This window comes from Sulfitobacter sp. GN1-4 (assembly GCF_055693825.1).
The window spans coordinates 194832-207282 of the sequence record NZ_JBVFUQ010000003.1 but is presented as its reverse complement, the minus strand read 5'-3'; the positions used below and the strand labels follow the sequence as shown (position 1 = coordinate 207282).

The 12451-nt window shown below is 60.9% G+C and carries 13 protein-coding genes; 6 read left to right on the top strand and 7 right to left on the bottom strand.

Features of this window, described 5'->3' with window-relative positions; translation table 11 throughout:
- Positions 1 to 3: 3 nt before the first annotated feature.
- Both ACZ1HM_RS01645 and ACZ1HM_RS01640 read right to left on the bottom strand, forming a co-directional pair.
- Positions 4 to 216 carry a TIGR03643 family protein gene (locus ACZ1HM_RS01645; RefSeq protein WP_472740860.1) on the bottom strand — a complete coding sequence of 71 codons (213 nt, stop codon included), beginning with the start codon at positions 214 to 216 and terminating at the stop codon, positions 4 to 6.
- Positions 213 to 1334 (bottom strand): acetoin utilization protein AcuC, encoded by a 1122-nt coding sequence (locus tag ACZ1HM_RS01640; RefSeq protein ID WP_472740858.1) that lies wholly within the window; start codon positions 1332 to 1334, stop codon positions 213 to 215. The genes ACZ1HM_RS01645 and ACZ1HM_RS01640 overlap by 4 nt, the downstream gene beginning before the upstream one ends.
- A gap of 121 nt (positions 1335 to 1455) precedes the next feature.
- Here ACZ1HM_RS01640 and ACZ1HM_RS01635 point away from each other — a divergent pair, with 121 nt between their 5' ends.
- Genes ACZ1HM_RS01635 through ACZ1HM_RS01610 form a run of 6 tightly spaced genes read left to right on the top strand, consistent with a single transcriptional unit; the run spans position 1456 to position 6962 of the window.
- Complete coding sequence (locus ACZ1HM_RS01635) at positions 1456 to 2403, top strand: ABC transporter permease (protein ID WP_472740857.1); 948 nt, start codon at positions 1456 to 1458, stop codon at positions 2401 to 2403.
- Positions 2400 to 3215, top strand: a complete 816-nt coding sequence (locus tag ACZ1HM_RS01630) for an ABC transporter permease (RefSeq protein ID WP_472740855.1) — start codon at positions 2400 to 2402, stop codon at positions 3213 to 3215. Before ACZ1HM_RS01635 ends, ACZ1HM_RS01630 begins: the two co-directional genes overlap by 4 nt.
- Positions 3212 to 4810 carry an ABC transporter ATP-binding protein gene (locus tag ACZ1HM_RS01625; protein WP_472740853.1) on the top strand — a complete coding sequence of 533 codons (1599 nt, stop codon included), beginning with the start codon at positions 3212 to 3214 and terminating at the stop codon, positions 4808 to 4810. The genes ACZ1HM_RS01630 and ACZ1HM_RS01625 overlap by 4 nt, the downstream gene beginning before the upstream one ends.
- Positions 4807 to 5160 carry a cupin domain-containing protein gene (locus ACZ1HM_RS01620; protein ID WP_472740851.1) on the top strand — a complete coding sequence of 118 codons (354 nt, stop codon included), beginning with the start codon at positions 4807 to 4809 and terminating at the stop codon, positions 5158 to 5160. Before ACZ1HM_RS01625 ends, ACZ1HM_RS01620 begins: the two co-directional genes overlap by 4 nt.
- A 10-nt stretch (positions 5161 to 5170) precedes the next feature.
- Positions 5171 to 6160, top strand: a complete 990-nt coding sequence (locus ACZ1HM_RS01615) for a P1 family peptidase (RefSeq protein WP_472744542.1) — start codon at positions 5171 to 5173, stop codon at positions 6158 to 6160.
- Positions 6153 to 6962: an alpha/beta fold hydrolase gene (locus ACZ1HM_RS01610; protein WP_472740849.1), complete on the top strand. Its 810-nt coding sequence runs from the start codon at positions 6153 to 6155 to the stop codon at positions 6960 to 6962. The genes ACZ1HM_RS01615 and ACZ1HM_RS01610 overlap by 8 nt, the downstream gene beginning before the upstream one ends.
- Positions 6963 to 6985: 23 nt before the next feature.
- On the opposite strand, the gene maiA is transcribed toward ACZ1HM_RS01610, so the two are convergent.
- The 5 genes from maiA to ACZ1HM_RS01585 all read right to left on the bottom strand — a co-directional run bounded on the left by maiA (position 6986) and on the right by ACZ1HM_RS01585 (position 12304).
- Positions 6986 to 7633: a maleylacetoacetate isomerase gene (maiA, locus tag ACZ1HM_RS01605; RefSeq protein WP_472740847.1), complete on the bottom strand. Its 648-nt coding sequence runs from the start codon at positions 7631 to 7633 to the stop codon at positions 6986 to 6988.
- Positions 7630 to 8322 carry a fumarylacetoacetate hydrolase family protein gene (locus ACZ1HM_RS01600; RefSeq protein WP_472740845.1) on the bottom strand — a complete coding sequence of 231 codons (693 nt, stop codon included), beginning with the start codon at positions 8320 to 8322 and terminating at the stop codon, positions 7630 to 7632. The genes maiA and ACZ1HM_RS01600 overlap by 4 nt, the downstream gene beginning before the upstream one ends.
- A gap of 53 nt (positions 8323 to 8375) precedes the next feature.
- Complete coding sequence (cueR, locus tag ACZ1HM_RS01595) at positions 8376 to 8780, bottom strand: Cu(I)-responsive transcriptional regulator (protein ID WP_472740843.1); 405 nt, start codon at positions 8778 to 8780, stop codon at positions 8376 to 8378.
- Positions 8777 to 11218 (bottom strand): heavy metal translocating P-type ATPase, encoded by a 2442-nt coding sequence (locus ACZ1HM_RS01590; RefSeq protein WP_472740841.1) that lies wholly within the window; start codon positions 11216 to 11218, stop codon positions 8777 to 8779. Before ACZ1HM_RS01590 ends, cueR begins: the two co-directional genes overlap by 4 nt.
- Positions 11219 to 11383: 165 nt before the next feature.
- Complete coding sequence (locus ACZ1HM_RS01585; RefSeq protein WP_472740840.1) at positions 11384 to 12304, bottom strand: pyridoxal-phosphate dependent enzyme; 921 nt, start codon at positions 12302 to 12304, stop codon at positions 11384 to 11386.
- Positions 12305 to 12451: the final 147 nt, after the last annotated feature.

Genomic DNA, 12451 nt, shown 5'->3' with positions numbered 1-12451 from the left:
TTTTCATTTGTAACTGGCGCGCCTGTCTGAAAAGGCGCGCACCCGTTTGCGCCATGCGCGGTAGCTGCCGGGCTTTAGGTGTTTGCGCATCAACGCTTTGACTTCGCTCTCGCTCAGCCCGTATTCGGATTGGATCGTGGCAAAGGCCGTGTGATCCGACAGCGCCATCTCAATCACCGCGCTTATGTCTGCGTCTTGCAAGGTACGGTCTGTCATGCCTGCACCTTCACACGGGTTTCTAACTGTTGGATAACCTCTTTGACCTCTGCCCGCACCGGCCCTTCGCGCGGGGCGTCGCGCAGGGTGGTGAACCAATGCTCGGGCGGGTTCTTGCCCCGCCGGTTGCCGTCAAAGCGCAATCCGCGCAGCACCGCCTCTGCCGCTGCGGGCAGAACCTCTGGCGCTTCATACCCATTCAGCAGCCCCCAGACCTGCGTCCAAAGCCGCCCCACAGACCAGGGATTGTACCCGCCCCCGCCCAGAACCAGCAGCCGAGGGGCAACACCCATCAACCCATGCAAAACAGCAAGCTGGGCGTTGTTCGACAGCGCCATATGCGACAGCGGGTCTTCCTCAACCCCATCGGCACCGCACAACAGCACGATGGCATCCGGCGCAAAGGCGCGGACCTGGGGCAAGATAAATGTGTCTCTAACAAAGGCCATTTCGCTGTCATTGAACCCCCGCGGCACGGGGATGTTGAACGCATTCCCGCCCCCGTCATTCTCAACCGGGCCAGTGCGCGGCCACAACCGATCCTCATGCACTGAAATCAACAGACAGTCTGGATCCCCGGCAAAGCCCACCTCAACCCCGTCGGGGTGATGGGCGTCAATATCCACATAAGCAATACGGCGCACCCCGTGATGACGCAGGCTGCGCATGGCCAAGACCGGGTCATTAAGATAGCAAAACCCGTTGGCGCGGTCCGGCATCCCGTGGTGTGTGCCGCCGGGCGGGTTATAGATGACGCCGCCGTCTTTCAGCAACTCTCCAGCTAGGATGGAGCCGCCAGCGGCGGTGGCAGGGCGGCTAAAGATCTCTGCAAAGACCGGGTTTGTGACACTGCCAATGTCGTGGCGGCTGCGGTCTTCTTGGGTGGCTTTTTGCGTCGCCTCCACCCGCTGCAGGGCTGCCACGTAGTCAGGCGTGTGCCAATGGGTCAGCGCCGCAGGCTTGGCTCGGGGTGAGAGGATGAATTGCTCCTTCGGCAGCCACCCCATCGCCCGCGACAAATCCATCACCGTGGACACCCGTGGCACCCGCAAAGGGTGCCACCGTCCATAGGTGGAGTGGCGAAAGATCTCATGCCCGATGAAAAGTGGTGCCTGCATGGCCGTTATATAGGTCGGCTTTCCCCGCTGTCTGAGCAAAATTAATCTGCGCACCAAATCGGCGCCCGCCGCGCACCAAACGCTCTGGACGCCCTCCGGCGCGGCGCATAGGCTCTGGCCAATGCTGCGCTATACGCTCAAACGTCTGCTTTCTCTGATCCTCAGTCTGGCGGTGGCCTCTGTGGTGATTTTTGTGGTGATTGAGGTGGCCCCCGGCGATCCCGCTTCTTTCATGCTGGGGGTGAATGCCCAGGCCGATACGCTGGCCGCTTTACGAGCCGAACTCGGCCTCGATGTGCCCAAGGTGCAGAGGTATTTTGCCTGGGTGGGCGGTATGCTGACCGGGGATTTCGGCACCTCCTACACCTACCGCACCCCGGTGATTGAGATGATTGGCGATCGGCTGTGGATCTCTTTGCCGCTGGCGCTTTATGCGCTGACACTCAGCACAATTGTGGCCTTTCCCGCCGGGATCTACGCCGCCAGCCGCCGGGGCCAAGCGGGGGACATCGGCGTCATGGGCGCGACCCAACTGGGCGTTGCAGTGCCAAATTTCTGGTTTGCGATGATGCTGGTGCTGATTTTCGCCATCAACCTGCGCTGGTTCGCAGCGGGCGGCTTTGTCGGCTGGGACAATGGGTTTTGGGCGGGGATCCATGCGCTAACCCTGCCTGCCATCGCCCTTGCCCTGCCCCAAGCGGCGATCCTGGCGCGCGTCATGCGGTCGTCGCTCTTAGATGTGCTGGGTGAGGATTTTATGCGCACGGCCCGCGCCAAGGGGCTGACCGCGCGCCAAGCGCTCTGGCGGCACGGGCTGCGCAATGCACTGATCCCGGTGTTGACCATCATTGGCCTGCAGTTCTCTTTCCTGCTGGCCGGCTCCATCATCATTGAACAGGTGTTCTATCTGCCCGGCCTGGGGCGGCTGGTGTTCCAATCCATCACCGCGCGGGACCTGATTGTGGTGGAATCTGTGGTGATGCTGCTGGTGTTCTCTGTCATCGTCGTAAACTTCCTCGTCGATCTGGCCTATGCGGCGGTGGACCCAAGGCTGAGGGCGCGGACATGAGACGCAATCTGATCTTGGGCGGGCTGCTGAGCGCGGTTTTCCTGCTGGCCGCTGTGATCAGCTTTGCCTGGACCCCGTTTGATCACGCCGCACTGAATATCCCCAACAAGCTTCAGACGCCCAATGCGACCCACTGGTTTGGAACCGATCATTTTGGCCGTGACCTGTTCAGCATGATCATGGTGGGCGCGCGCACGTCGATTGCCGTGGCACTGGTGGCGGTGGGCATCGGTATGGGGCTGGGCGTGCCTTTGGGCCTTTGGGCGGCAGCCCGGCAGGGCAGTTACCTGGATGAACTGATCATGCGCGGCAACGACCTGGTCTTTGCCTTCCCCAGCCTAGTGATCGCCATCCTGATCACCGCAATCTTTGGCGCAGGCGCGGTCAATGCGATTATCGCCATCGGTATTTTCAACATCCCCGTCTTTGCCCGCATCACCCGCGGTGCCGCTCTGTCGCTGTGGCAGCGGGAGTTTATCCTCGCCGCCCGCGTTGCGGGCAAAGGGGCCACACGGATTTCGGTGGAGCATATCCTACCCAATGTCACCAACCTGCTGATCGTGCAGGGCACCATCCAGTTCTCCCTTGGTATCCTGGCCGAGGCGGGGCTGAGCTATGTCGGTCTGGGCGCACAGCCGCCCACGCCATCCTGGGGCCGGATGCTGGCCGATGCACAAACGCTGGTTAGCATCGCACCGCATATGGCGTTGGTGCCGGGCTTTGCGATCATCTTTACTGTCTTGGGGCTGAACCTGATGGGAGACGGGCTGCGCGACTACCTTGACCCACGGCTTCGGGTGGCGCGCACATGAGCTTGCTGTCCATCGAAAACCTCAGCCTGTCGATCCATAGCTTTGACATTCTGAACAACATCAACCTGACCATCGCACCGGGTGAGATTATTGCCGTGACCGGGGAAAGCGGGTCTGGCAAATCCATGACCGCACTCGCCACGATGCAACTGTTGCCCAAGGGCGCGCGCACCTCGGGTCGGATCCTGTTGCAGGAACACGATCTGACCGCGCTGGATGAGGCGACGCTTTGTGACATGCGCGGCAATGACATGGGCATGGTGTTTCAGGAACCGATGACCGCCCTGAACCCGGTTCAAACCATCGGCGCACAGGTGGCCGAAACGATCCGCATCCATGATCCATCCACGTCGGCCGCGCAAGCCGCTGAGGAAGCGGCGCAGACGTTGGCGCGTGTGGGCCTGCCCCAAGATCGCTTCCCGCTCAGCCGGTATCCGCATGAGCTGTCCGGCGGTCAGCGGCAACGGGTGGTGATCGCCATGGCCATTGCCCGCCATCCCCGCCTTTTGATTGCCGATGAACCGACAACGGCGCTGGATGTGACAACCCAGGCGCAAATCCTGGAGCTGCTGAAACGGTTGGCCAAAGAGGACAACATGGGCCTGATGATGATCACCCATGATCTGGCCGTTGTTGCCGATATGGCCGACCGCATCATCGTCATGCGCAATGGCGAAATCGTTGAGCAAGGCCAGACGCACGCGCTTTTGCGCAACATGCAACATCCCTACACCAAGATGTTGTTTGAGGCGTCGGGCCACCAAGTTGACCTGCCGCCCGTCACGCAATCAGCTCCGCTGTTGCGCGTTGAAAATGTGATCCGCGACTACCGGCTGCCGCGCAAAACGCTGTTTTCCGCACCGGGCACGTTTCGCGCGGTGGACAAGGTGTCCTTTGACATCGCACGCGGGGAACGTCTGGGGTTGGTCGGCGAAAGTGGATGCGGAAAGTCGACCCTAACACGGGCTCTTTTGGGACTGGAGCAGATCCAAGGTGGGCGGATCACGTTGGAGGGCATGCCGGTTTTTTCTGGCACCAAACCCAACCTGGAGGTACGGCGACGGATGCAAGTGGTCTTCCAGGATCCATTCGGCAGCTTTAATCCCCGCCACCGTGTTGACCGGCTGATCACAGAGCCTTTTCATCTGCTGGCCAGCCCGCCCTCGGGTGCCGACCGCACCCGTGCGATTGATGAGGCATTGACCGCGGTGGGCCTGTCCCCAAGCGACGCGCGCAAGTATATCCATGAATTTTCAGGCGGTCAGCGCCAGCGCATTGCGATTGCTCGCGCGCTGATCATCCGGCCTGATCTGATCTTGTTCGACGAGGCGGTCAGCGCACTTGATGTCTCGGTGCGGGCGCAGATCCTTGATCTGCTGGCTGAGCTTTGTACGGCCTATGATCTGACGTATCTGTTCATTTCGCATGATTTATCAGTGGTCCGCACAGTGACGGACCGCGTGTTGGTGATGAAATCCGGCAAGATCGTGGAACAGGGTGCCACCGAAGAGGTTTTTGAAAACCCACAGCACCCCTATACCAAAACACTGATTGCCGCCGCCCCGCAGCTGCCCGACGTAGGAGCCCTTGTATGACCACCCCCATCAACCTTGCCGAAAAGCTGGGCCAGATCAGCACCCATTGGGACCCCCATGTGGTGGCCGATTACAACGACAACGATGTGATGGTGGTAAAGTTCCGGGGGGCCTTTCCGTTTCATTTGCACGACGACACCGATGATTTCTTTTTGGTGCTGAAAGGCGAAATGGTAATGGATATCGAAGACACATCGCACCCGGTCAAAGCCGGTGAGGTTTTTGTTGTGCCCAAGGGTATGACCCACCGCCCAAGGGCTGACGCGGAATGCGAAGTTCTGCTGATTGAACCCAAAGGTGTCCCTAACACGGGCGATCCGGCTACCGCTGCCCCCAAACCAAGACTGTGATCCCCCCATGATGCACCCCGGACCCAAGAACCTAATCACCGATGTTACCGGCGTGCTGGTCGGCAATGCGCAAGACGATGCGCTGAAATCTGGCGTCACCGTCGTGACGGCAGACGCTCCCTTCACCGCCTCAGTGCATGTGATGGGCGGCGCCCCCGGCAGCCGAGAAACAGATTTGCTGGCCCCGGATAAATCGGTGGAGGCGGTTGATGCCTTGGCGCTGTCGGGCGGGTCAGCCTACGGGCTGGACGCCTGCTCGGGCGTTGTGGATGCCCTGCGGGCAAAGGGGCGCGGTTTTCAGGTGGGGGATGCGGTGATCCCCCTGGTGCCGGGCGCGATTGTTTTTGACCTGCTCAATGGCGGGAAAAAGGATTGGGATGAAAACCCCTATCGCGCTTTGGGGCGCGCGGCACATGGCGATGCCTCAGACAGCTTTAAGCTGGGCAGCGTCGGCGGGGGCACAGGCGCTTTGACCGGGATGATGAAAGGCGGGCTTGGATCAGCCTCCCTCACTCTGCCCGATGGCAGCACAGTGGGGGCGATCGTCATCAGCAACCCGGTAGGGTCTGTGACAACGCCAGGCGACAGGCATTTCTACGCCGCACCCTTTGAAATTGACGGAGAATTCGGCGGGCTTGGCCCTGATCCCGCAGGCGGGCTGGGGCGCAGCATGGAAAGCCGAAAGATGGTGGCCATGTCCGGCAGAGAGAACACAACGATTGCTGTGGTAGCGACAGATGCGGCTCTGACAAAGGCGGAATGCCAGCGTGTTGCCGTTGCGGCCCATGACGGCATCGGGCGCGCCACGGTGCCGGCCCATCTGCCGCAAGATGGCGATTTGGTCTTTTCGATCAGCACCGGGGCAAAAGCCGCCGGCGATGTGGCGCTGATCGGTCACGCCGCCGCCCTCTGTCTCAGCCGGGCCATCGCGCGGGCTGTTTTCGAAGCGACCCCTGCAGAGGGGGATCTTCTGCCTTGTTGGAGCACACTGAATGCCTGAATTTGCCCATGACGGGATCACCCTGCACTATGAAATTGAAGGCGAGGGGCCGCCGCTTTTGCTGCTGGCCGGCATGCTGAGCGACAGCGCGTCCTGGGGACCGTTGCCGCCGATGTTCACCGATCGCTATACGGTAATCCGCCCAGACAACCGGACCACCGGGCGCACAACGCCATGGGATGCCGCAACGGATTGCCAGCGCATGACAGATGATGCGTTGGCCTTGATGGCGCATCTGGGGTTTGAACGGTTTCACGTCGCGGGCCACTCCATGGGTGGACTGCTCACGCTGGAAATCGCGGGGCAGGCAACGGATAAGGTTGCCACCGCCACGGTGATGGCATCGGGCCGCTTCCGCACCCCTCGGACGACGGCTGTTTTTCAGGCGCTTTTGCAAATACGCCGCGCGCCTATGGGCGAAGAGATGTGGTTGCGTGGGCTTTACCCTTGGGTTTTCGGCAATGGCTTTTTCGATGATCCCGAGAATATTGAAACCGCTTTGACCGCCGCACAGGCCTATCCCCATGCCCAAAAGGCGGAAGCCATGGCCCATCAGATCGAGATGTTCAGCACCTTCAGGCCAAGGGCGAAGCTGGATCAGATCACCTGCCCCACCTTGGTGCTTTATGCCGGGCAAGATGTGCTTGTCCCGCCAGAGATGGCGCGGCCCAGTTTTGACGCCTTGCCTAACGCCCGGCATGAACAGATTGATCATGCGGGCCATTCTATTGTCTGGGATGCCCCTACCGAAGTCGGCGCGTTGTTGGGTGATTTTCTGAACGATCATCCGATCACGAGCTAGCCCGCGCCAGGATCCACTTCGCCCTAGACTGCGTCTGGCTGGTTTGCTGGGGCGGCTTGGGCCAAGGCAGGGACGTCCATGCAATTGGCGTGGATGCGAGAGATGGTGGGAAAGGCGCTCATGTCCACTTCGAACCGGGCGTTGTTCAGCACCTGGGCGTAAAGGCACAGATCCGCCAACCCAACCGCATCGCCATGGCAGAATGCACCTGTCTCAGGTTCTTGGGACAGCCGCGTTTCAAGCGCCTGCATCCCGGCGTTGGCCCATTTGCGAAACCAAGCCGCTTTGCCCGCAGCGTCCACGCCATACGCGGCTTCTAGATGCTGCAAAATACGCAGGTTATTCACCGGGTGAATATCGAGCGCCACGATCTGCGCCAAGCTGCGCACGCGCGCCCGGCCCCACGGGTCCTCCGGCAAAAGCGGCGGCTCTGGGTGCACTTCGTCCAGCCATTCCAGAATGGCCAGCGATTGGGGCAATGCGCCTTCTGGCGTGACCAGTGTTGGCACCAACCCGGAGGGGTTCAGCGCCAGATGCTCGGCGCTGGCCTGCTCACCCTTCAACAGCGCAAGCGGGATGTAGTCATAGCTGAGCCCCTTGAGGTTCAAAGCGGCGCGGACCCTCACGGAGGTGGAGGAGCGGAAATAATTGTGCAGGGCAAAATCGCTCATGTCGGATCTCCGATCGTCACTTCGAGGGTGCCAACACCATCAACCCCACCGGTAATAACATCGCCAGGCACTACGGCCCCAACCCCCGCAGGCGTGCCGGTCATGATCAGATCCCCGGGGGCCAGCGCCATGGCGCGCGACAGGATTGAGACGTGTTCGCGCACCGACCAAATCAGATCAGACAGATCGGCGTCCTGCCGCAGAACACCATTCACGGCGAGCCAGATGCGCCCTTCGGTCACGCTGGCAACATCTGCCAAAGGTTTGATCGGGCTGATGGGCGCAGAGTAATCAAAGGCCTTCGCCCAATCCCACGGGCGGCCCATTTCCTTGGCCTCAGCCTGCAGATCCCGGCGCGTCATATCAAGCCCGACAGCTGCCCCCCACAGGTGCGCCATCACATCATCTTCGGGGATGTCAGAGCCGCCTTTGCCAATCGCAATCACCAGCTCAATCTCGTAATGCAAGTTCTGCGTCAGCGGGGGATAGGCCATGGTGCAGGGGGCGTCCAACGCGGCATCGGCAGGTTTGGTAAAGAAAAACGGCGCTTCACGGGTTGGATCCTTGCCCATCTCGCGGGCGTGCGCCTCATAGTTGCGGCCAACGCAAAAGATGCGGCGGATGGGAAAGCGATCTGTGCTGCCCTCAACGGCAAGACTGGCTTGTTTTGGGGGTTCAAACACAAACATGGGGCGCGTCCTTTCTGGCTTTGACCATCACGGACCACAGCTGGCCAGGACAGTCAATTGCCTGGCGCCGCCTCACTTTGCGCCAGATCAGCAAGGATGGGGCAATCCGGGCGGCTGTCTCCGGCACAGGACTGCACCAATTCGGCCAGAGTGTCGCGCATGGCGCCCAGTTCCGCCAGTTTCTGATCAATCTCGCGCAGGTGATCCTGCGCGATGTCTTTCACATCCGCGCTGGCGCGTGATTTATCATCATAAAGCGCCAGCAAGTTGCGACAGCTTTCCAACGGAAAACCCAATGACCGGGCGCGGGCTAGAAACGCCAGTTTGTGCATGTCAGTGTCTGAAAACACGCGGTAGCCATTGGCCTCACGCTTTGGGCGCACCAGCCCCACATCTTCGTAATAGCGGATGGTTTTTGCAGGCAGGCCCGTCGCCGCGCTGACGGATTTGATGTTCATGCCGCGCCCCCTGCATGGCGCAGGCGCAGCGCGTTGCCCAGAACGAACACAGATGAAAATGCCATCGCGCCCGCCGCCAACCCTGGCGAAAGCAAGAGGCCGAAGGCCGGAAACAAGACGCCTGCCGCCACCGGGATCAGCAGAACGTTATAGCCGAAGGCCCAGAGCAGGTTCTGTTTGATGTTGCGCAGCGTCCGGGCGGACAGATCAAAGGCATGATCCACGCCCATCAGATCGCTTTGCATCAAAACAACATCTGCCGTTTCGATCGCCACATCCGTGCCAGAGCCGATGGCAATGCCGACATCCGCCTCAGCAAGCACCGGCGCATCGTTGATGCCGTCACCGACAAAGGCGACCTTACCGAATTGCGCGCGCAACTCTTTCAGCGCGGCGGCTTTGCCTTCCGGCAAGACGCCCGCAATCACCGTTGAGATCCCCAGCCGATCTGCGACAGCCTCTGCTGCGTCCTGCGCATCACCCGATATCATGGCGATATGCAAACCGCGCGCCTGAAGCGCCTGGATGGCGGCAGGCGTGGTTGCGCGGATGGGGTCCGACACCGCCAGAACGGCGATAAGTTCACCGTCGCGCGCCACGAAAATGCGCGTCTGCCCAGAGGTGGCCGCCCCGCGTTGGGCGTCCAAGGCGCCGGCTGGCACACCGGCTTCGGCCATGAGGGCGGCGTTACCGACATGCAGCTGCGCACCTTCTACGCGTCCCGCGATACCCTTGCCGGGATGCACCTCTATCGCTTCTGGCTTTGGCAAAGTGACACCTTTTGCTTTTGCATGGGCCACGATCGCTTGCGCGACGGGGTGTTCTGAATGTGTCTCTAAACCGGCGATTTTGGCCAGGATATCGAGGCCATCCTCACCCTCCACCGGCTGGAACGACGTGAGCGCAGGCGCGCCTTCGGTCAGCGTTCCGGTCTTGTCCAAGGCCACCACTGACACGCCGCTCAACGATTGCAGCGCATCGCCCTGCCGGAACAAAACGCCCAAGCGCGCGGCCCGGCCTGTCCCCACCATAATAGAGGTTGGCGTGGCCAAACCCATTGCGCAGGGGCAGGCGATGATCAAGACCGAAACCCCCGCAATCAACGCGTAGGACAGCACCGGTTCCGGGCCAACAACAGCCCAGATCGCAACGGTCAGCGCAGCGATGGCGATGACGGCTGGCACAAACCAAAGGGTCACTTGATCTACCAAAGCCTGAATGGGCAGGCGCGCGGATTGCGCCTGCTGCACCATCTGAATGATCTGGGCCAATGTGGTATCAGCGCCCACGCGGGTCACCTGGCAGACCAGACTGCCTTGGGTGTTCACGCTGCCACCGGTCAGCCGATCCTGCGCGGTCTTGGAAACGGGCATGGGTTCCCCGGTGATCATGCTTTCATCAACTCGGCTGGTGCCTTCGACGACAACGGCATCTGTCGGCACACGCGCACCGGGACGGAGCAGAAACAGCTGGTCCACCGCCAGCTCAGAGCTTGGCACCTCAACCCAGTCTTCCCCGGATTTGACCCAAGCCGTGCGGGGCTGCAGGCCGATCAAATGGCGAATGGCCGCGCCGGTTTGGCCTTTTGCCCGTGCCTCAAACCAGCGGCCCATCAAGATCAGTGTGACGATCACTGCCGCTGCCTCATAATAAACCGCCTGCGTTCCTTGCGGCATCAACGCCGGGGCAAAAAGGGCGACAGTCGAATAGATCCAAGCAGCCCCAGCGCCCAGCGCCACCAGGCTGTCCATCGTCGGGGCCCGGCGATAAAGCGCGGGCAGGCCTTTGGTGAAAAACCCACGGCCGGGGCCAATCAGGACCAAAGATGTCAGCAGGAACTGGATCACCCAGCTGGCCTGAAGGCCAATCGTGCGGTGAATAAGGTGATGCCACGCGGGGAAAAGGTGGCTGCCCATTTCAAGAATGAACACCGGCAGCGTCAGCGCCGCTGCGATCAAAAATACCTGCCGGTGCTGAAGAACCTCCTGGTGTTTTTCCGCATCATGCTCATGGGCAGATTTTTCGGAAACGGCTTGGGCGGGATAGCCTGCCCTGGCCGAAACCTCTGCCAGTGCGGCTGGCCCCGTCACCCCCGGCACAAAGCTGACGCGCGCGGTTTCATCCGCCAGGTTCACGCGCGCCTCGGTCACGCCGAGTGTCGCAGCAAGTGATTTTTCCAGCCGGGCCACGCAGGATGCGCACGACAGGCCCGAGACACCAAATTGCACGGTTTCCACCTTTGCCGGGTATCCCGCCGTCGCAAGTGTGCGCTGGACCGCGTCAAAGCCCGTTTCTTCGGCCAACGTCATCCGTGCGGTGCCATCAACGAAATTCACAGCGATATCCGCCGCACCGGGGATTTGCCCAAGCGCCTTTGTAACGCGGCTGGCACAGCCGCCGCAGTTCATGTTTTCAACGGGGAACGTCAGGCTAGGCATGGTGCTGCAATCCCGGATAGCACGGTTTCCACCCCGGACATAAAGGTTCTAGTAACTGGAAGGTCAACCTTTGATATCAGAGTAATCTGGGCAAATGCTGCTCACCGCGCTGCAACTGCGTCGCAAAGGTGGCCGCGTCTATGTTCGCACCGCAGACCACGACACCTACCCGCTTGCCCTGCAAACGGGCACGCAAGGGCCAAGCAACCCCGCCATCGCAGCACCCGCTGCCGGTTCCACCGCGAGTTTGGCGTCTTGTTGCAACACAACCATGCCCGCGCAGATGTCATCATCGCTGACGGTGACAATATCATCGACATAGGCCGCGCAAAGCGCATGCCCCAAAGGCAAGGCCATGGGCGGCGCCAAACTGTCTGCAATGGTGTTGAGCGTCTCAAGCGTTGCTGGCGCACCTTGGGCCAAGGACAGCGACATGGCCGCAGCGCCCTCGGGCTCCACGCCGAAGACCTGACAGGCAGGGTTCGACAGCTTGATGGCTGCTGCAACGCCGCTGATCAAACCGCCACCGCCCACTGAGATGATCACAGCGTCGAGTTTTGGCGCTTGAGCGATGAACTCCAGCCCCACCCCGGCAGAGCCCAAGACGGTATCAATACCATCAAACGGATGCACAAAGGTGCGGCCCTCTTCATGGGACAGACGCTCAGCCTCGGCGAAGGTTGCAGCACCCGGATCGCGCATCACAATCTCAGCGCCCTGCGCTTTGGCTTGGGCTACGCGGAACGGGTTAGCATTGTTTTGCATCACCACTTTTGCCGACAGGCCTGCAGCTTTGGCCGCCCAGGCCGCCGCGATAGCGTGATTTCCTGCACTTGCCGCCGTAATCCCCAGCGCCTGCTTTTCCGACGGGATGGCGCGCATATTTGACAATGCTCCGCGCGCCTTGAAGGTGCCTGTATGCTGAAAGCACTCCAGCTTTAGCACCACCTCTCCGCCGCCAATCGCGGCTGACACCCGGGGTGCATCCAAGGGCTGTATCGGCGTTTCACGCACGTCACCGGCAAGTGCTGCGTGCCGCGCCTTGATCGCGTCAAGTGTGATGGCCTCTAATCCCAAATCTTTCATGCTGCACCCCTTGTGCCTTTTGAAGTATCGGGGCCTTTGCGGTGTCAAAAGTCAACGCATAGCTGCGTTTGGCAAGTTCTGGCACATGCATAACCCCATTGCCGCTTGCAACTAAGGGACGCAGTATCCTAACAGAGCACATCCGCA

Excerpts from the sequence above, each read along its gene's own strand:
- ACZ1HM_RS01645 (WP_472740860.1), bottom strand. The coding sequence starts at position 216 with ATGACAGACCGTACCTTGCAAGACGCAGACATAAGCGCGGTGATTGAG.
- ACZ1HM_RS01640 (WP_472740858.1), bottom strand. The coding sequence starts at position 1,334 with ATGCAGGCACCACTTTTCATCGGGCATGAGATCTTTCGCCACTCCACC.
- ACZ1HM_RS01635 (WP_472740857.1), top strand. The coding sequence starts at position 1,456 with ATGCTGCGCTATACGCTCAAACGTCTGCTTTCTCTGATCCTCAGTCTG.
- ACZ1HM_RS01630 (WP_472740855.1), top strand. The coding sequence starts at position 2,400 with ATGAGACGCAATCTGATCTTGGGCGGGCTGCTGAGCGCGGTTTTCCTG.
- ACZ1HM_RS01625 (WP_472740853.1), top strand. The coding sequence starts at position 3,212 with ATGAGCTTGCTGTCCATCGAAAACCTCAGCCTGTCGATCCATAGCTTT.
- ACZ1HM_RS01620 (WP_472740851.1), top strand. The coding sequence starts at position 4,807 with ATGACCACCCCCATCAACCTTGCCGAAAAGCTGGGCCAGATCAGCACC.
- ACZ1HM_RS01615 (WP_472744542.1), top strand. The coding sequence starts at position 5,171 with ATGCACCCCGGACCCAAGAACCTAATCACCGATGTTACCGGCGTGCTG.
- ACZ1HM_RS01610 (WP_472740849.1), top strand. The coding sequence starts at position 6,153 with ATGCCTGAATTTGCCCATGACGGGATCACCCTGCACTATGAAATTGAA.
- maiA (WP_472740847.1), bottom strand. The coding sequence starts at position 7,633 with ATGAGCGATTTTGCCCTGCACAATTATTTCCGCTCCTCCACCTCCGTG.
- ACZ1HM_RS01600 (WP_472740845.1), bottom strand. The coding sequence starts at position 8,322 with ATGTTTGTGTTTGAACCCCCAAAACAAGCCAGTCTTGCCGTTGAGGGC.
- cueR (WP_472740843.1), bottom strand. The coding sequence starts at position 8,780 with ATGAACATCAAATCCGTCAGCGCGGCGACGGGCCTGCCTGCAAAAACC.
- ACZ1HM_RS01590 (WP_472740841.1), bottom strand. The coding sequence starts at position 11,218 with ATGCCTAGCCTGACGTTCCCCGTTGAAAACATGAACTGCGGCGGCTGT.
- ACZ1HM_RS01585 (WP_472740840.1), bottom strand. The coding sequence starts at position 12,304 with ATGAAAGATTTGGGATTAGAGGCCATCACACTTGACGCGATCAAGGCG.